Below are 19806 nucleotides of genomic sequence, written 5' to 3'. Positions count from 1 at the left end.
TGTCTATTGGATGTCAAATTTGAGAAGATGTTACAACAATTCCTAATTTCCAAAATTTTTCCTGTTTTCAATGTTTCATTTGTAGTTGAAAAAAAATTGTAATCGATAATAAAAAGTAATACTATGAAAAAATTACTGTTAGGCTTATGTGTTTTGTCGCTGGCATACCTACCGGGCAATGCCCAGGGGGTGCGGCAGCGCGGTGTACCTGCGGTGGTGCTGAATGCTTTTCAGCAGCAGTTCCCGAAAGCACGGCAGGCGGAGTGGGAGAAGAACCGCGACGGAAATTACGAGGTGGAATTTGATGTCGGCTTGTTCAGCCGCGACCATCAGGCGATAATCAGCCCGGAAGGGAAGATACTGCGCCACGAAGAAGAGCTATCCTCCTATTCGCTGCCCGATGCTGTGAAGGAGCAGATCAAGGTGGAATTCGACGGGTATCGGGTGGACGATGTGAAGAAAGTCGAAGCCGGCGGTATCACCACCTATGTGGTGGAGCTGGATAGCCGATTCGGCGATCTGAAAGCCGTTTTCGGGGCAGATGGCAAAATCATTAAGGAACGGATGGACTGAGTTGCTGGATAAACGGGGCGATTTTCGTGCTATACTCCGGGTCATCCAGCAGCTTCACGAATGCACTGCCTACGATGGCACCGTCGGCATGGTCGGTGGCATGTACAAACGTATCGTGGTTCGAGATGCCGAAACCGATTACCGTTGGATTATCGAGTTCCATAGCCCGGATGCGGGAAAAATAACTTTCTGTATTTTCCGAAACCGTTAGATTCTTGCCCGTGGTGGCAGAAGAGGAAAGTAGGTAAATAAATCCGGTGGATAACCTATCGATTTTCCGGATACGTTCCTCGGATGTTTGCGGTGTTACCAAAAAGATGTTGCTCAATCCATGTGTTTCAAATACCGTTTGGTATTGTTCCTCATACTCATACATGGGCAAATCGGGTATGATTGTGCCGTCTACACCCACGGCTGCGCACGCTTTGCAGAAGTTCTCAACACCGTATTGCAGTACCGGGTTCACGTATCCCATCAGAAATACAGGGATATTCACCCGCTTGCGTAAATCTTTCAGTTGATCGAAGAGTACATCCAGTGTCATGCCATTGCGCAGGGCCATTTCGGAGCTATGCTGGATGACGGGTCCGTCGGCAACGGGGTCGGAGTAGGGGAATCCTATTTCCAGGAAATCGACCCCTGCTTTTTCGAGTGCCTCGGCAATGTCAACCGTGCTGTTGAGCGTCGGGTAGCCTGCCGTATAATAGATGGATAGGATGCGTTTGTCGCCTTTGTTGGCAAATAAGTTCTTAATGCGGTTCATCATCTAAAATCCAAAATACTTCATGTAATTGTCCAAATCTTTATCACCACGCCCGGAGAGGCATACAACGACGTTGTCGTTGGCTGCAAAGGTCATTTTCTCCAGCTGGGCCAGTGCGTGGGCACTTTCTATGGCCGGGATGATGCCTTCCAGCTGGGTGAGCAATAGGCCGGCCTGCATGGCATCGTCGTCTGTGGCGCTGGCATACGTTGCCCGTTTTGTTTTATGCAGCCAAGCATGCAGCGGTCCGATGCCCGGGTAATCCAGTCCGGCCGAGATTGAATACGGTTCTACCACCTGCCCATCATCGGTCTGCATCAAGAGCGACCTGCTGCCGTGCAGTACGCCCTCGCGGCCGAGTACTGTGGTTGCCGCCGATTCGCCGGATTCGACCCCTTTTCCGGCTGCTTCAACGGCAACCAGTTTCACCTCGGGCGAGTCCAGGAAATGGTAGAACATACCGGCGGCATTACTGCCACCACCTACGCAGGCAATGGCATAATCGGGTGTCTCGCGACCGGTTTTTTCGAGCAGCTGCTTCCTTGTTTCGGCCGATATGACCGACTGGAAGCGGGCCACCATATCCGGGTAGGGGTGCGGCCCAACCACTGACCCAATGATGTAGTGCGTGTCTACCGGATTGTTTATCCAGTCGCGCATGGCCTCATTGGTGGCGTCTTTGAGTGTTTTGCTGCCGGAGGTGGCTGCCACCACCTCCGCACCCATCATTTTCATCCGGGCTACATTGGGAGCTTGCCGCTGGATGTCTATCGCGCCCATATACACCACGCACTGGAGGCCTTTGAGGGCGCAGACCGTGGCGGTGGCCACACCATGCTGGCCGGCACCGGTTTCGGCAATGATGCGCTTTTTTCCAAGCCGTTCGGCAAGGAGGATCTGGCCGATGGTATTGTTTATTTTATGGGCCCCGGTATGGTTGAGATCCTCCCGCTTTAAGAAGACATTGGCGCCATATCGGTCTGACAGGCGCTCGGCGAGGTACAGCGGTGATGGCCGCCCCACGTAGTCACGCAATAGTTGGTCGAATTCCTCTTGGAAGCCTGCACTTTGGATGATGGCAAGGTACTGCTGCCGTAGCTCCTCCACGTTGGGATACAGCATTTCGGGGATGTAGGCTCCACCGAAATCGCCGTAATAACCATTGTCGTTTACTTGATACTTACTCATTGCTGATGGTCTGTAGCGTATTTTTCAATAATATAATGTCTTTGACGCCGGGGGCGGTCTCGAACCGGGAGTTTAAATCCAATCCATAAAGACGTCTATCGTTAATACTTAGCGCGTCTGCGATATTTTTGGCACTGATACCGCCGCTCAGGAAAAAATGTTTATTGCCCGTGTACCCGGCAAGCAGCTTCCAGTCGAAACGCTTGCCCGTGCCGCCGTATTGGCTGCTTTGTGTGTCAAAAAGGTAATGGTGTGCTACGGGGTCGTAGGCCGTTAATGTTGCCCACTCGAACTGCTCACTGATGCCGAAGGCTTTGATGATTTCCACGCCGAGATCCGCGAGCTCCGCACAATATGCCGGCGTTTCCGCACCATGCAGTTGCACTGCCTGGAAATTGTATTGTTGGATCGCGGCTTTCACCTCATGGATCGCTGCGTTGACGAAAACACCCGTCTTCTTCACCCCGTTCAGTTTAGCGACCCACCCGGCATCCAGTCGGCCGATGTACCGTTTGGAACCGGGGTAGCAGATGAAACCTACGTAATCCGGACCCAAAGCAATCACTTCCCGGATATTATCGGGGTGCTTCAAGCCGCATATTTTTATTTTCGGTTTCATTCGCTGATTGCGGGCAGTGCAGGTCGTGCGACCTCCCGTGCTGCCGGTGTTTTACGCTATTAATTTTTTAAAACTTTTTTGGGCTTTCTTCCCCACCAGCGACGCTTCTGCCTCGTAGTAGCAATCACCAAAACTCTTTTCGGGGTTGATGGTCTGTATGGCAATGGCTGCATTGGCCAATACCACATTGTTCTGTTCGGTGGTGCCTTCCCCATTGAGTACCGATGCAAATATCCTGGCTGCCTCCTCTACGGTCTCACCACCATGTATACGCTCGGCCGCTATGGGTGTAAATCCCAGTTGATCGATGCTGTAGATGTGTTCGCCTTTGTTGCTGATGGTCTTGAAATTGCCGGTCAGCGAAACCTCGTCGTAGCCATCCAGCGCATGGAGAATGGTGTATTGCTTGTCGGTTTGCTGGTAAAGGTAAGCGTATAACCGCGCAAGTTCCAAGTTGAATACCCCAACGGATTGGTAGTACGGGTTGGCCGGGTTTACCAACGGGCCAATCATGTTGAAAAATGTCTTCACTCCCAATTCGCGGCGTATGGGTGCTACGGTTTTCATAGCTGGGTGGAATAACGGGGCGTGGAGGAAGCAGATGTTTGCCTGCTCCAATTGACGGTCGATAGTGTCTTTATCATTGGTGAACCGGTAGCCGAGGAATTCCATCACGTTGGAAGATCCGCAGCCGGATGACACACCGTAGTTGCCGTGCTTGGCTACGTGGTAACCGGCACCGGCCACTACAAAAGAGGCCAATGTGGAGATGTTGAATGTGTTTTTGCCATCACCGCCCGTACCGCATAGATCGATGAGCTTGTGACCTGGGAATTCCAGTTGCAGGCAGAGGTCGTACATCGCATCACGGAAGCCTTCCAGTTCTTCTACACGGATACTCCGCATGCCGTATGCCGTCATGAATGCCGCGATTTGGGAGTTGTTATACTTCCCCGAGGCGATGTTGGTCAATATCTCATACGCCTCACGCCGCGTGAAGGTTTTGAATTCGAAAAGGTGGGCCAGTATTTTTTTCATATCGTCTAATATCCATAAAAAACGGCCTGCCGATGATGGGCAAGCCGCTATAAAGTTCAGTAACTATTACTTACAATAGGAGGTTGCCACAGCGTTAATTGCTATGCCACCACCAGGTAATATGTCCTTTCGTAACGTTCATTTCCGTTGTGAGGCAAATATGGGTTTTTGTTTTGAAAGATGCAAGGGAGAAAACTTTTTTTAGGTACTAAAACAAGGGGGAGAAAACAAAACCGCCCCGTACTCATCGTGCGGGGCGGCTATCTCTTAGTATTCATCTTCGTTGAAGAAGAAGTCATCCTTGGTAGGATAGTCTGGCCAAATCTCTTCTATATTTTCATAGGGCTCACCGTCGTCCTCCAGGGCTTGCAGGTTTTCAATAACTTCAACCGGTGCGCCAGAACGGATAGCGTAGTCAATCAGCTCGTCTTTCGTTGCCGGCCAGGGTGCATCTTCTAAATGTGAGGCTAATTCTAGTGTCCAGTACATAACCTTTCAATTTAAGCTTTTCAATTTTGCGCAAAAATATAATATTTATAGTATGATTTTGAAATTTTTTGTCAATAATTTGTCGTATTGGTGTAATTGTTTGTTTATCAGCTTATTATTGTTCTGTTAAAGCTCCTTTTTTACATAAAAATGGCTAACGGAAAGGACTTGTGATTTCCATTTGAATCGATTGGCCGACCTAATGCAGCGGGGATATCGGTTAGATGTTCTCGAAATCGGAGCCCTTTTCCCGGAGTGTAGCCAGCCGGGGCGATACGCTTCTGATGTCTTTATTGGGGTGATCGTCTTCAATGAGTCCATCGCGCATGCGTACAATGCGGTGGGCATGCTGGGCGATATCCTCTTCGTGTGTTACCAGGATTATGGTGTTGCCTTTGTGGTGAATTTCTTCCAGCAATCCCATGATTTCCACGGAGGTTTTCGTGTCCAGGTTGCCCGTGGGTTCATCGGCCAATATGATGGAAGGGTTATTGATCAATGCCCGCGCTACTGCCACCCGTTGGCGCTGGCCACCCGAGAGCTCATTCGGTTTGTGATCTACCCGGTTGCCCAATCCCACACTTTCCAATGCCCGTTGTGCCATTTCATTCCTTGTTTTCTTGCCGTAGCCAGCATAGATAAGGGGGAGGGCCACATTATCCAGCGATGTGGAGCGGGGTAATAGGTTGAAAGTTTGGAATACGAACCCGATTTCCTTATTTCTCACGTCAGCAAGTTCGTCGTCGGTCATGTCGCTCACATTGATGCCGTTGAGGATATATTCCCCCCGAGTGGGCGTATCCAAACAGCCTAGGATATTCATCAGTGTAGACTTGCCTGATCCTGACGGGCCCATGAGCGCTACGAACTCCCCTTTGTTGATCTGGAGTGTTACGGATTTAAGTGCATGGATGGTCTCCGCACCGATTACATACTTACGTCCGATGTCGGTGACTTGGATGAGCGGCTGCTGCGACATATATTCGTTCTTTTTGTGGTAAGACGCTCTAATATAGGAAAAGTTACAGTCCGCCCTGTCTCTCCCAGTGTTTTTTTATGAGCGCATGCACTTCGTCGCGCAACTGGTCGGCGTCCTCCGGCCGGTGGCCGGTGGTATCGATCGGAGCAAACACGTCGACCAGCACCGTGCCGGGCCTGCTGCCGAACCGCTTGGCATCATCCCAGAAGATTTTCCATGCGTTATGGATGACGACCGGTACAATGGGTACTTTCCTTTCGATAGCGAGTTTGAATGGGCCGTTTTTAAAGTCATACAAGTGGGGAGGAAACTCCTCGCCGATATGCCCCTCGGGGAAGATAACCACGCTCCTGCCTTTCTGCAATTCGCCGCCAGCCCGTTTGAACGCCCGGAAAGCTGATATGTTGCTCTTTCGGTTGAGGGGGATATCGATGGTGCGGAAAAACATGCCGGTTACTGGGTTGTTGAGCAATTCGATTTTTCCTATGAATGAAAAATCGGTAGGGCAGAGCAGTACCATCGCGGTAATGTCGAGGTTTGAGGTGTGGTTGGCACAGATGATGCACGGCGTTGACCAATCGATGGGCTTCTCGTAGCTAAACCGGTAGCGTATCCCTACGCATACGGAGCTTAACCGGCCGATAATGCGGCGGCATCGGGCGATTTGACGGGAATGACGCCCGGGATTCTTGGCCCATACATAGAGCATCGGGTAGCAAAGCACAAAGAAAAATAAAACAGATGCCAAATACAGGCATCTGTGTGTTTTTTTCAACAAACGTAGACTGCCGTTCACGTGTGTAGCTATTCTTATTGTTGGCTCAACTCCGCAAAGTACTTATGGAAAAGCGGGATGGTCTCAATTCCCTTGAGGTAGTTTGCGATGTCGTACTTCTCATTGGGCGAATGCAGGTTGTCGCTATCCAACCCGAACCCCATCAGCACTGTTTTCAGTCCGAGCTCATTCTCAAATAGCGAAACAATCGGGATGCTCCCGCCGCCACGGGTGGGTATGGGTTTCTTCCCAAAAGCCTCTTCGATGGCCTTCTCTGCCGCACGGTATGCGGTGCTGTCGGTTGGTGTCACTGCCGGCTGTCCGCCGTGGTGCGGGGTAACCTTGACAGATATATATTCCGGCGCAATGCGCTTGAAATGATCGGTGAAAAGTTTGGTGATTTTATCCGAATCCTGGTTAGGTACCAGCCGCATGGAGATTTTGGCCTGCGCCTTGGATGGGAGTACGGTTTTGGCGCCTTCGCCGATATAACCACCCCAGATGCCGTTAAGCTCCAGGGTTGGCCGTATACCCGTACGTTCAATCGTTGTGTATCCTTTTTCACCCCAAAGGGCTTTGATGCCGAGGTCGGATTTGTATTCGGATTCGTCAAAGGGGGCAGCGTTCAGCGCCTCACGTTCAGCTGCATCCAACTCAACCACGTCGTCGTAAAAGCCAGGAATGGTGATGTGGTTGTTTTCGTCGTGCAGGGAAGCAATCATTTTGGCCAGGATGGTGATGGGGTTGGCTACCGCACCGCCGTATACGCCCGAGTGCAAGTCGCGGTTCGGGCCGGTTACCTCTACTTCGAGGTACGACAGTCCGCGCAGCCCCGTTTCCAACGAAGGCGTCTCCAGGCTGATCATCGCCGTATCGGAAATTAATACCACGTCGGCTGCCAACCGCTGTTTGTTGGCCTTTACAAAAATACCTAGGTTATCCGATCCCACTTCTTCTTCGCCCTCAATCATGAATTTGATGTTGCAGGCAAGGGTGTCCGTGGCCTGCATCAATTCGAAAGCTTTGACATGCATATAGAACTGCCCTTTGTCATCACATGCACCGCGTGCAAAGATTTTACCATCGCGTATGGTGGGCTCAAAGGGCGGCGTTTCCCACAACTCCAACGGGTCGGGCGGCTGCACGTCATAATGGCCATACACCAAGACGGTAGGTTTGGCCGGGTCAATGATTTTCTCGCCATACACGATGGGATGGCCAGCGGTAGGACATATTTCCACGTTGTCGGCACCCGCATCACGCAGTTTTTGGGCAACGTATTCGGCAGCCTTCTGGACGTCACCTTTATATTTCGGATCGGCACTTACCGACGGAAAACGGAGTAATTCGACCAACTCATCCAAGAAACGTTGGGTATTCGCTTCTACATATTTTTTGATTGTTTGCATATCTCAAGGCTTTGCCGCAAACTTAGCTAATTTGCCAGAAATAGGCAAGTTAGCGATCTCTCACCTGCCTTAGAAAAACGGTATGCTAGGTGAAACTTAGCTAATTTGCCAGAAATAGGCAAGTTAGCGATCTCTCACCTGCCTTAGAAAAACGGTATGCTAGGTGAAACTTAGCTAATTTGCCAGAAATAGGCAAGTTAGCGATCTCTCACCTGCCTTAGAAAAACGGTGTGCTAGGTGAAACTTAGCTAATTTGCCAGAAATAGGCAAGTTAGCGATCTCTCACCTGCCTTAGAAAAACGGTGTGCTAGGTGAAACTTAGCTAATTTGCCAGAAATAGGCAAGTTAGCGATCTCTCACCTGCCTTAGAAAAACGGTGTGCTAGGTGAAACTTAGCTAATTTGCCAGAAATAGGCAAGTTAGCGATCTCTCACCTGCCTTAGAAAAACGGTGTGCTAGGTGAAACTTAGCTAATTTGCCAGAAATAGGCAAGTTAGCGATCTCTCACCTGCCTTAGAAAAACGGTGTGCTAGGTGAAACTTAGCTAATTTGCCAGAAATAGGCAAGTTAGCGATCTCTCACCTGCCTTAGAAAAACGGTGTGCTAGGTGAAACTTAGCTAATTTGCCAGAAATAGGCAAGTTAGCTATCTCTCTCCTGCCTTAGAAAAACGCTATGCTAGGTGAAACTTAGCTAATGTGCCAGAAATAGGCAAGTTAGCTATCTCTCTCCTGCCTTAGAAAAACGCTATGCTAGGTGAAACTTAGCTAATTTGCCAGAAATAGGGAAGTTAGCGATCTCTCACCTGCCTTAGAAAAACGGTGTGCTAGGTGAAACTTAGCTAATTTGCCGAAAACAGGCAAATTTGTATCACGTAGATAAGATTGGCCGGTTATGTAACATTTCGCTGCGGAGTGCGTCAGACTAATGACAGCCTAACGATATCGGGGCCTTTTTGTCACATTTTAGTGCACATACATAGGGCTTGTGTGTCTACTATTTTTTCGTCGTTTTACGGTAAATACGGAAATCAAACTTATCCAATCGGTATATTTTGCTAAAAAATGTTAAAATAATAGTGAAAAACATAAAAACTATTTTTTTAGTTATATATTTGCCGTCGGTCGGAAACCAATGGGTGTCCTTATATATTATAGCATAAAAACCACTATGAAAAGATCGCTTGTTACGCTCATTATGGCCTGCGCTTGCTGGTTGTCAGTGTCTGCCCAAGAGGGGAGATCTATCACGGGCACGGTCGTAGATACGGCTTCGGGACAAAGGTTGGCCAAATCGTCTATTGTACTAGTCCATGCCAAAGATTCGATGCTGTACCGATTCACCCGTTCGGGCGAGCAGGGCGATTTCAAACTCGGTAATCTAGATACGGGCGAATACATGGTGTTCGTAACATTTCCGGAGTATGCCGATTATGTGGAGCGCTTCACATTGGATAGCACTACTACGGTAATGGATTTTGGTCATGTAGGGCTTGTGTTGCGGTCTAAGTTGTTGGAAGAAGTATTGGTGAACCGAAGCCAAGCCATCGTGATCCGTGGCGATACCACCGAGTATGATGCTGCGAGTTTTACGATACAGCCCAACGCCAAGGTGGAAGATCTTCTTAAGCAGCTGCCCGGTATACAGGTAGACCAGGATGGCAAGATTACGGCGCAGGGGCAGACAGTAAATAAGGTGCTGGTTGATGGTGAAGAGTTTTTTGGCGATGACCCTACGCTGGTGACCCGGAACCTGCGGGGCGATATGGTAGATAAAGTGCAGCTGTACGACAAGCGGAGCGACCAGGCGGAATTTACCGGCGTGGACGATGGCGAGCGCTCGAAAACAATCAATATCAAACTGAAAGAAGATAAGAAGAAAGGGTATTTCGGTAAAGTGGATGCTGGGGTAGGGACAAATGACATGTACCAGGGACAGGCCATGTTCAACCGTTTTAATGATAAGCAGCGGTTTTCCGCTTTCGGTACTCTGGGAAATACGGGCCGCACCGGGCTCGATTGGCAGGATGCCGACCGGTATGCGCCCTCGGGGAATACAACGTTAACGGAAGACGGGGGCATCATGATTTCCTTTAGTGGCGGGCAAGACGAAATCGAATCGTGGGGCGGCCGTTACGATGGGCACGGCATACCATCTGTATGGAATGGCGGTGCTTTTTACAGTAATAAATGGAATGACGGCAAGAACTCCATCAACGGGAACTATAAAATCGGTGAGCTGGGAGTCAAAGGAACCGGCAATACCATAACCCAGAACAACTTGCCCACGGGGACCATTAACACTGAATCTGACCAGACGTTCGACCGTCGGATTTTCCGTCAACGCGGCGGAGCCATCTTTGAAGCCCAGTTTGACTCGACTTCCAACTTAAAAGTAACGCTCAATGGGGCGCTCAGAAACGGAGAAACAACCGAGTTTAATGAATCGGAAGGTGCCAATGGAGCAGGGCAGCTACTCAATGAATCGGTACGCCGTACCAATAATAAGACCGACGGGCAGGATGTGTACCTGTCTGCATTGTGGACGAAAAAGCTGCGGAAGGCCGGGCGCACCGTCTCATGGGAACTCAACGAAACCATCAACCAGAATAAAGCGAACGGATTCCTCTATTCCGAAAACTCGTTTTATAACGATGGAGGCGGAGTGGATAGCTTGCTGGTGGTCGATCAGATGAAGATCAACGATACGCGGAACTCGGTGTTTAATTCGAACATCACGTATTCCGAACCGTTCACCAATACACTTTCACTTGTGTTGAATTACCGGCTTTCGGCCACTAACGGCACATCGCTCCGCCAGTCGTTCAATCCGGTCGGCACCGGGAGCTATACGGATTTGGATTCGCTATACAGTAATGATTTCAAGTTAAACCAGATGGCCAACCAATTGGGAGCGATCTTTAATTTCAAAAAAGGGAAATCGACACTCAATTTCGGCACGCGCGTAAGCCGTGTGCAGTTCGACCAGACCGACCGATATGTCAACGATCGGTTTGAGCGGAGTTTCACCAACTACAATCCACAACTGCGCTGGCAATACCGGTTTTCGCAACAGAAGTCGTTCAACATTTCCTATAACGGCAGCAATACCCAGCCCACGATAAACCAGATACAGCCGGTGCTGGTAAACGACGACCCGATGAACATCGTTCTCGGTAATCCCAACCTCAAGCCATCATATACCAATAGATTCAACGTGTGGTACAATTCATTTAAAGTGCTCGGCAATCAATACATCTATTTCTCCGGTAGTTTTTCGAACACCAACAATGCGATTGTGAGCAATACCTATACCGATTCGGTGGGGCGTAATACGTTCCAGTATGCAAATCTGGGCGATGAGACACCGATGAACTACTACTTTTATTCTAATTTCAGTAAAAACCTCAAAAAGTGGAATCTCAACGTGGGTGTTGGGTTAAACACAAACGGCAATATTTATTATAACCTGGCAAACGGTGAACTGAACAAAACCAAGAGCTCAAGCTATTCCGGGTCGGTTTACCTGCGCCAATACATCCAAAAGAAATATGATTTCAATATCAGCTTCGGGCCTAGCTATAACTTGGGGCAGTCTTCGCTTCAGCCCGACAGGAATAACAATGGTTGGGGAATGAATGGCCGCTATTCTTTCAACGTTTACCTGCCATGGAAATTCCAGATCAGTTCAGAGGGTAATTACATGTATACGGCAGCCACGCAATCGTTCGATGAAGATTTCGAGCGATTTACCGTTGATGCATCCGTGAGCAAGAAGTTCCTGAAAGATGAGACACTCCGGTTTTCCGTGGGAGTTAATGATATTTTCAAACAGAATACGGGCTTTAGCCGTTCAGCAAGCAGCACATATATTACCCAAAATCGCTATACTACCATTACCCGTTTCCTGATGTTTTCCCTCACGTGGGACTTTAACAAAATGGGTGGCGGCACATCCATCCAAAACTAAAGAACATGAAGATAAAGACGTTTCAGTTATTCGCTTGTTTGTTTGCATTGGCGTTTTGTATCCAGTCGGCACAAGCACAATACGCCCGGTTTGTGGAAAGCGGGGTAATCGAATTTGAAAAACGCGTAAACATGTATGCCAAGATCCAGAACCGGGTAGGCAGCAGCAGCTTCATGGAACAGGCATTCGAGCAATACAAGCGTACAAACCCCCAGTTCAGGACGTTCAAATATAACTTGGCATTCGATGGCGCCAAGACAAAATTCTGGCCGCAAGACAACCAAGCAGCATCTTCCGGCGGCTTTTTTGGCGGTGATCCCTCCATCGACATAGGCAGCACTATCGTTAGCGACCTGCTGGCCCAGCAAAGCACCAGCCAGAAGAGCATCTATGAGGAAACCTATTTGATTACCGATAGCTTACGCCAGATCCAATGGCGTTTTACCAACGAATCGCGCGAGATAGCAGGTTACGAATGCCGCAGGGCGAATGCATTGGTGCTCGATTCGATCTATGTAGTAGCCTTTTACACCGATCAGATTCCAGTTTCCGGTGGCCCGGAGTCATTCACTGGTCTACCCGGTATGATATTGGGGGTAGCGCTTCCCCATGAGAACGTGACCTATTTTGCTACGAAGGTAGACGACCGTCCGGTATCGGCCAAAGAGTTAGCAGCCCCCACCAAGGGCAAGGCGGTAAACTACCGCGAGCTCAGGGAACAACTGGAGTCTAGCCTGAAAAACTGGGGCGACCACGCACAGTCCATATTGAAGGCCATGCTCCTCTGATCCGGATTGCCATTTCCCGGAGGCATGCCTTGTTTCCCGCTGAAGGTGCGCGCTTTCAACGGCAGGGGAATCGATAAATATCAAAGAATTTGTCTAAATTTGTACCTCGATTAAGGTGCAAGGAAAAAAGCATGCCAGTAAAGATACCAGATAATCTCCCAGCGATAGCGCAACTGAAGAGCGAGAATATTTTTGTGATGGACGACCTTCGGGCAAACACACAGGATATCCGCCCCATGCGCGTCATCATCCTCAACCTGATGCCGCTGAAAATCTCAACGGAGACCGACTTCATCCGCTTGCTGTCTAACAATCCGCTGCAGGTAGAGATTGAGTTCCTCCGTTTAGACACCCATACCCCCAAAAATACCCCCATGGAACATCTGGAGTTGTTTTATAAGGGTTTCAAGGAGGTGTCCGATAATTATTACGATGGGATGATAATCACGGGTGCGCCGGTAGAGCTATTGGCGTTTGACGACGTGTCGTATTGGGATGAAATGAAGATGATTTTTGACTGGGCCCGAACACATGTTACCTCTACGCTCTACATCTGTTGGGCGTCGCAGGCGGCACTATACCATTTTTACGATATCAGGAAAGTGCCTTTGGATAAGAAGTTGTTCGGCGTTTTCAAGCATACCGCACTCGACAAAAGACACCCGTTGTTCAGGGGCTTTGACGATGAGTTTTATATCCCCCATAGCCGCCATACCACACTTGCAGATGACGATTTGGAGGCAGCAACGGAAGTCGAAATCCTCGCCAGATCGGAAGAGGCCGGGGTAGCTATCGCTGCATCACGTGGAGGCCGGGAGTTTTACCTGACCGGGCATTCGGAATATGCCCCGTGGAACCTCCACGAGGAATACGTAAGGGATTTGGAAAAAGGAGCCGAGATCGCTATGCCACAGTATTATTATGCCGGAAACGACCCGGAAAACGGACCCGTTGTCCGCTGGGCCGGCCACGCGAACCTGCTCTTCAATAACTGGTTGAACTACTTCGTTTATCAGGAAACCCCATACGATTTGTCCGAAGTCGCCCATCTTGGTGCGATTAAACCCCACAGTTAATCACACGCCTTGCGGGAAACTTCCCTAAAATCTGTTAGCGGCGCTTTAAATTGTAACGTATAAGTACTATCTTCGCCGAGCGATGGCATGCTTTGCTAAATACAAAAAAATAGGGGCTGTCCTTTTGTTGGGGATGGTACTCTTGCAGTCATTCAGTAAGGCGATCATCGTAGGCGATTATTACCTGAACACCGCAAGCTATGCAGCAAGATGTGAAAACAAGGCATTTGTAGAACTGCACTGTAATGGCCAATGCCTCATGGCAAAAAAGCTTAAGGAGGTAGCGGAGAAGGAGCAGAAGAACCCCGAGCGGAAAGCGGAGAGCCACAACGACTTTTACATTTTCAAACTAAATGCCTACGCCGTGCCGGTCCAAACCTTTTACGATAATCGGCAAAAAGAGTTTCAGGTCCTGCCTGAACCCGCGACAGTAGATCGGCCCCATTTCGTTTTCAAGCCGCCCATCGGCTAGTCTTTCATTGATGTGCCACACTTTTAGTGGCAGTAATTGCATTTCGTATTCAATAGTAAGGTACGTACATAGTACGTATGCACATCCTTGTAAAAGACATTTATTGATGAAGTATTTTCTAGCAATCGTTGCTATCGTGGCCGCACTCCACCTGAATGCGCAGCCATATACCGTTAAAGGACATGTTTATGACCTCCAAGAGCACCAAGCGCTGGTGGGAGCCACCATCGAAGCAATCGGCACCGAGGCAAAGACAGTGTCTGATGAGACGGGTTATTTTGAACTAAGAACGCACCGGCCCGATGAAAAGCTCCGCATATCGATGGTCGGTTACCGCACCCAGATGGTGCAGCCAGCGGTAGTGGACCAGACCTTCAATATCCAGCTTCAAGCTGATGCGGTTTCGTTGAATGAAGTGCGGGTGACTGCCTTCGGCGTCCATAAAACGAATAAAGAAACGGCCGGGTCCATTGCCGTTATCCACCGTGCGCAGATACAGCAGGGAAACGGCGTGTCGCTCCAGCCTGCACTCAACGGGGTGCCGGGTGTCAAGATGGATCAGAGTACGCTTTCTGAATCGCGTATTTCCATCCGCGGAAACGGTGTAAGGGCACAATGGGGAATCCGTAATATAAAGATTTATGTAAACGATATCCCGGTTACCGAGGCCGACGGCACCTCGCGGATGGAGGCGCTGGATGTAAACGACATCGGGCAGGTGGAGATCATAAAAGGGCCGGCTTCCAGTATCTACGGCGCCGGCACAGGAGGTGTGATCAACTTCAGGCTGCAACGCGCACCCTACGCCCAGCAAAGTTTGGAAGTATCCGGGCTGGTAGGTGCGTATGGGTTGGGCCGTATCGCTACGACCTATCGTAATGGCGGCGAACGGATGAATAGTTACGTTTCTTATGGCTGGCAGCAGTTCGACGGGTACCGCGACCATAGTAATGACATGCGGCGCTTCCTCGCGGGCAACTTCCAGTTCTTCCCGTCCGACAAGCGGTCCATTACCGTACTGTTGAACCGAACCACCCAGCACTCCCAGATCCCGGGGGCACTCAGCAGGCAACAGGTGGAAGAAAACCCCAGGCAGGCTGCGCCCGGTAACCTGGAAAAGCAAGCCGGAAGATACCAGAACTGGACCCGCATCGGTATGGGCCAACAGTACCTTTTCAACGATAGGCTATCCAATTCGACCAGTATCTTTACCTACTTCTATGATTTGGACCATCCGTTGGCCTATGCATATATCCGGAACTATTACCAAAGCTATGGCGGCCGGACACGGTTTACGTACGAGCCCGGCTTCAGTGTGCTTCCAACTACATTTACGGTTGGTGCAGAGTTCAACCAAGCCAACACCAAAGGGGCCCAATATGTGAATGAAGGTGGCAAAGAAGGTGCAATGAATGGGAACACGGATTACAAAAACACATTGTACTCCCTTTTCTATCAGTCTGAAACGGCAATCACATCCAAAACTACCCTGGCACTCGGCATCAGCTTCAATGGCCTTACCTACGATGTGAACGATTACCTGCTCCCTGAGCGGAGCGGCATCAAACGGTTCAACGTGCAAGCCTCCCCCCGCATTGCGCTAAGCCACCACTTCGGCGAGCTACTCTCGCTGCACGGCAGTGTCAGTTCAGGGTTCTCGCCGCCCTCGGGCTCGGAAATAAAAAATGAAGACGGTTCCATCAATACCCGGCTGCAAGCAGAAAAGGGCATCAACTATGAAATCAACGCCAAAGGTAATTTAGTGCGCAGCCGCTTAGCGTACGATCTGGCCTTGTTTAAAATGGACATGAAGGGGGAGCTGATTGCACAGTCCGTTCAGCAAGGTATCACGGTTTATAATAACTCGGGCCGCACCAGCCACAACGGTGCCGAATTGGCACTCTCATACCTCCTGATCAATAACGATGGCGATAGGCAAATCACGCTGCTGAGACCGTATGCAGCGGTAACGTATTCCCATTTCAAGTTTGAGGATTACAAAATCCTCGATGGTGGCGGCGAGGTCCGGGCTGTTTACGACGGGAATGACCTCGTAGGTGTCGCACCCTGGGTGGTGAGCGCGGGGCTCAATGCCGAAACCAGGGTAGGGATATACGTTTACGGCAGTTACTTCTTCAACGACCGTGTCCCGTTGGACGATGGGAATACCGCATACAACCCGGCCTATCACGTGTTGAACGCGAAGATAGGTTTCAAGAAGAACCTGTTACGGCATCTCGCGGTAGATGTTTATGCAGGCCTCGACAATATTGCGAATAGGCGCTATAGTTCACACACTTCCCTGAATGCCGCGGCATACGGCGGCGGATCGCCGGCCTACTTCAGTCCATCCCCCGCAAGGAACGGGTACGGTGGCTTGGCTGTCAAATATATTTTTTAATCGCCCAGATTTAACGTTATGGAAAAATTTTCTTTGGTAAAACCACTCATTTATAGCCTTGTTTTCCTCGTCGTGCTGCAGTCGTGCAACAACGGGGAGAATAGTAATGGTACAATACAGGCGCCGGTAGTGCGCCTTTCAGACATACAGAACAAGGCATCCTGCGTATTCCTCACCACTGATGAAGAAGGGCGCCCGGTAGCCAGCTGGGTTGAAACCGATAGCCAGGGTACCAAATATTTCTATTTTTCATATTGGGATGCCGCATCCCGGGCGTTCGCCCCGGGCAGGGCGATACCGATAGAGCAGCATGCCAGTTTCCACGAAGAGGGGATGCCGAAAATCGCCATCAGGGGCGATGGTGCACTCCTTGCCACCTACGAGACCTCGGTACCTTCGGAAAAAAACAGGTTCGGGCTGAGCGATATCCGCTATGTCATGTCTTTCGACAGGGGAGAGACGTGGACGGATCCGAAGTCTATCCAAGAGGTGACCCCCAATAGCGGCTCACGCTCTTTCAGCAACCTATGCCGGCTGGACGATGGTGAAATAGGGATAGCCTGGCTCGATACCGACACCACCGGAGTGCATCGGGGGCGGCCGGTACGGTTTGCGAAGACGGGTGGGGGTATCGGTTTTGAACCAAGCGTCTTGGTAGATTCTGCCGCCTGCGAATGTTGCCGCACGGCTATCGGCAGCGACGGCAACGGCCATATAACGATCGCATTCCGCGATCTCCACGCCGGACCTATCCGCGATATCTCCATCAGCAGCTCTCCCGATGGTGGGCAAACATTCGCTGCGGCTACTGCTTTCAGTGGTGACAACTGGCAAGTCGACGGATGCCCGCATAATGGGCCATCGATCGTACGCGGCGGCGGCAAGACCTACATCACCTGGTTTACCGGCTCAGCAAAAAGCGGTGTGTTCTACGCCGAGCTGGACGGAGAAAACAACGTGGTAGCCAAGCGGCAGCTCAATCAGGGAGGGCGCTTTGCACAGCTATGCATGATGCCCGATGGGGTACGGGTAGCGGTTTACGACGTGCCCTATCGGGAAGGTGACGCGATGCAAAGCAAAATCAAGGTATGCAGGATAGATGAAAAGGGATTCTTTGAGCACGAAATACACCTGCCGGACTCCCGTGCATCGTATCCGGTTGTGCAGCCCCTGGGAAATCAGGATGTCATCGTCGCCTGGACCGATAATGGGAAGGTCTTTTATGTCCAACAGGATGTGAACGCGATTGACGGGTAGATAGCGTTTGCGTACCGTTGCCCCGAATGTAATTTCGTACATTTGCACAATCATGGGTAAACGGTACCGCAAGTTGTATATCGTATCAGCGATTGTTATTTTCGCAGCATTGGTGGTGTGGGACGCGCTCCAGCACCGCGGCCCTAGCGGCCTGGATGGCGGTTTCGAAGAGATAGCATTCGTCCGGAACGGGCAAAACAAGGGTGGTATCGTGCGGATATACGCTTTCAGTGTAACGGACACGGCGGGAGCCGACTACCTCGGCTGCGGTGAGCTGCTGCCCCATAACGACTACGGCAGTATAACCAAAGCGTTTTTCTTCGAAGCCGGCAAAGCCATGCCGCATGAAATCCAGCTTGATCCGCCCCATTTCGATACGCTGCAGTTCCGCCCGGTTGCGGTCTATACCAAAGGCGAGGATGGCGTGGGGAATGTGACGAGGGTGGGATTGTCGCGGTAAACACCCCGCTGGGGGTAGCCGCTCCCACTGTGAAAAATAAAAAAATGTCTTTACAGAAGCAGAAAAAACCTTACCTTTGTCCCTCGTGAAGTTTAGCGTACACTGCTATCAAACGAAATCCCCAAAACCCGGAAACCTTTCCGATGTATGTCGCATTTCTAATTGTATTTGGCCCGTAGAGGGCTTTTTTTATGGCATTATGGCTAGATGACGAACGAACACTTCAAAACAATACATTAACAAACGAATGACTAACTACAGCAAGCTACCGGCCATCTTGTTACTGGAAGACGGAACCGTTTACCACGGTAAGGCAGCCGGAAAGATTGGCACCACCACCGGTGAAATCTGTTTCAACACCGGTACCACGGGCTACCAGGAAATTTTTACCGATCCTTCCTACCACGGTCAGATCATGGTAACCACTAATGCGCACATCGGCAATTACGGCATTGCCGATGACGAGTCGGAGTCCGACCAGATTCAAATCGCCGGGCTCGTATGCAAAAACTACAGTGTGAATTATAGCCGCCAATTGGCCGACTCATCTATCCAGACGTATTTCGAAAAAGGCAACCTGGTGGGTATATCCGATATTGATACCCGCTCGCTTGTACGCCATATCCGCAACAAGGGTGCTATGAATGCCATCATCTCTTCCGAGTTGTTGGATGTGGCGGAGCTGAAAAAGCGGCTTGACAGCGTGCCGTCTATGGCCGGCTTAGAACTCTCATCCGTGGTTACCGCAAAGGAACCTTATTACTATGGTGATGAGCACGCACCCCTGCGCTTGGCGATACTTGATTTGGGCATCAAGCGCAATATACTGCGCAATTTTGATGCACGTAAGGTGTATGCAAAAGTATTCCCGGCCAAAACGACCTTTGCCGAAATGGAGGCTTGGGGGGCAGACGGTTACTTTGTGTCTAACGGGCCGGGTGATCCGGCAGCAATGGACTACGCCCTGGAGACTGTGAAGGCTATCCTGGCTTCCGATAAACCGTTGTTTGGCATCTGCTTGGGTCACCAGCTCCTGGCGTTGGCTCACGGAATACGTACGGTGAAGATGTTCAACGGGCACCGGGGCATCAACCATCCCGTGAAAAACATTATCGAAAACCGATGCGAGATCACGAGCCAGAACCACGGCTTCGGCGTGGTGGCCGAAGATGTCGAGAAATCGGATAAGGTGGAAATTACACATGTAAACCTCAACGATCAGTCGATCGAGGGCATACGTGTGAAAGGCAAGAAGGCATTTTCGGTGCAATATCACCCCGAGTCGTCACCCGGTCCGCACGATTCCCGTTATTTATTCGACGAATTCGTGCAGCTGATGGAAAGCAGCAAACCGGTGTTGGTTAGCTAAACGTTTGGCAATTAAGGTAGAAAAAGCTATATTTGCCATATCATTACTAATAGTGTAGTATTCACACTAAGAGTAGCTTGTTAAGAATTGGAGACTGAAATACTGAGTACTGAATACTGAGCACTGAATACTGAGCACTGAATACTGAGCACTGAATACTAAATACTGAGTACTAAATACTA

General features: G+C 50.1%; 17 protein-coding genes. 9 read left to right on the top strand and 8 right to left on the bottom strand.

Annotation, left to right across the window (positions count from 1 at the left end; translation table 11 throughout):
- The first annotated feature begins 123 nt into the window (after positions 1–123).
- The gene (locus NGM62_RS04475) at positions 124–573 is read left to right on the top strand and encodes a PepSY-like domain-containing protein (protein ID WP_262246105.1); all 450 of its coding nucleotides are present in this window, start codon (positions 124–126) and stop codon (positions 571–573) included.
- Here NGM62_RS04475 and trpA read toward each other — a convergent pair.
- From trpA to NGM62_RS04435, 8 genes are all read right to left on the bottom strand, one after another.
- Positions 554–1336 (bottom strand): tryptophan synthase subunit alpha, encoded by a 783-nt coding sequence (gene trpA / locus NGM62_RS04470; protein WP_262246194.1) that lies wholly within the window; start codon positions 1334–1336, stop codon positions 554–556. The genes NGM62_RS04475 and trpA overlap by 20 nt on opposite strands.
- 3 nt (positions 1337–1339) lie before the next feature.
- Positions 1340–2524, bottom strand: a complete 1185-nt coding sequence (gene trpB, locus NGM62_RS04465) for a tryptophan synthase subunit beta (RefSeq protein WP_262246103.1) — start codon at positions 2522–2524, stop codon at positions 1340–1342.
- Entirely contained in the window at positions 2517–3143 is a 627-nt protein-coding gene (locus tag NGM62_RS04460; RefSeq protein ID WP_262246102.1) for a phosphoribosylanthranilate isomerase, read from the bottom strand. The genes trpB and NGM62_RS04460 overlap by 8 nt, the downstream gene beginning before the upstream one ends.
- A 51-nt stretch (positions 3144–3194) precedes the next feature.
- A complete protein-coding gene (gene trpD, locus NGM62_RS04455; protein ID WP_262246100.1) occupies positions 3195–4181 on the bottom strand; it encodes an anthranilate phosphoribosyltransferase in 987 nt (328 codons plus the stop codon).
- A gap of 267 nt (positions 4182–4448) precedes the next feature.
- Positions 4449–4670, bottom strand: a complete 222-nt coding sequence (locus tag NGM62_RS04450; protein WP_002996718.1) for a DUF2795 domain-containing protein — start codon at positions 4668–4670, stop codon at positions 4449–4451.
- A 220-nt stretch (positions 4671–4890) separates the two neighbouring features.
- On the bottom strand, positions 4891–5649 hold the full coding sequence (locus NGM62_RS04445) for an ABC transporter ATP-binding protein (protein WP_262246088.1): 759 nt from the start codon (positions 5647–5649) through the stop codon (positions 4891–4893).
- Positions 5650–5692: 43 nt separating this feature from the next.
- Positions 5693–6358, bottom strand: a complete 666-nt coding sequence (locus tag NGM62_RS04440) for a lysophospholipid acyltransferase family protein (protein WP_262246086.1) — start codon at positions 6356–6358, stop codon at positions 5693–5695.
- 101 nt (positions 6359–6459) lie between these two features.
- A complete protein-coding gene (locus NGM62_RS04435) occupies positions 6460–7833 on the bottom strand; it encodes a dipeptidase (protein ID WP_262246083.1) in 1374 nt (457 codons plus the stop codon).
- 1169 nt (positions 7834–9002) lie between these two features.
- On the opposite strand from NGM62_RS04435, the gene NGM62_RS04430 reads away from it, so the two are divergent.
- The 8 genes from NGM62_RS04430 (at position 9003) to carA (ending at position 19624) form a co-directional block, all read left to right on the top strand.
- Positions 9003–11801 (top strand): outer membrane beta-barrel family protein, encoded by a 2799-nt coding sequence (locus NGM62_RS04430; protein WP_262246082.1) that lies wholly within the window; start codon positions 9003–9005, stop codon positions 11799–11801.
- Between the two features lie 5 nt (positions 11802–11806).
- Positions 11807–12589, top strand: coding sequence for a GLPGLI family protein (locus NGM62_RS04425; RefSeq protein WP_262246081.1), 783 nt, complete (start codon positions 11807–11809; stop codon positions 12587–12589).
- 131 nt (positions 12590–12720) lie between these two features.
- Entirely contained in the window at positions 12721–13665 is a 945-nt protein-coding gene (locus NGM62_RS04420) for a homoserine O-succinyltransferase (RefSeq protein ID WP_262246080.1), read from the top strand.
- Positions 13666–13747: 82 nt separating this feature from the next.
- Positions 13748–14137: a hypothetical protein gene (locus tag NGM62_RS04415; RefSeq protein ID WP_262246078.1), complete on the top strand. Its 390-nt coding sequence runs from the start codon at positions 13748–13750 to the stop codon at positions 14135–14137.
- Positions 14138–14243: 106 nt separating this feature from the next.
- The gene (locus NGM62_RS04410; protein WP_262246077.1) at positions 14244–16538 is read left to right on the top strand and encodes a TonB-dependent receptor; all 2295 of its coding nucleotides are present in this window, start codon (positions 14244–14246) and stop codon (positions 16536–16538) included.
- An 18-nt stretch (positions 16539–16556) separates the two neighbouring features.
- Entirely contained in the window at positions 16557–17795 is a 1239-nt protein-coding gene (locus NGM62_RS04405; RefSeq protein WP_262246076.1) for an exo-alpha-sialidase, read from the top strand.
- 52 nt (positions 17796–17847) lie between these two features.
- On the top strand, positions 17848–18255 hold the full coding sequence (locus NGM62_RS04400) for a hypothetical protein (protein WP_262246074.1): 408 nt from the start codon (positions 17848–17850) through the stop codon (positions 18253–18255).
- A gap of 247 nt (positions 18256–18502) precedes the next feature.
- Positions 18503–19624, top strand: a complete 1122-nt coding sequence (carA, locus tag NGM62_RS04395) for a glutamine-hydrolyzing carbamoyl-phosphate synthase small subunit (RefSeq protein WP_262246072.1) — start codon at positions 18503–18505, stop codon at positions 19622–19624.
- Positions 19625–19806: the final 182 nt, after the last annotated feature.

Source organism: Parapedobacter soli, assembly GCF_025460835.1.
Taxonomy (GTDB): domain Bacteria; phylum Bacteroidota; class Bacteroidia; order Sphingobacteriales; family Sphingobacteriaceae; genus Parapedobacter; species Parapedobacter soli.
The sequence above is the reverse complement of the archived record's forward strand: the minus strand, read 5'-3'. Positions and strand labels throughout refer to the sequence as shown.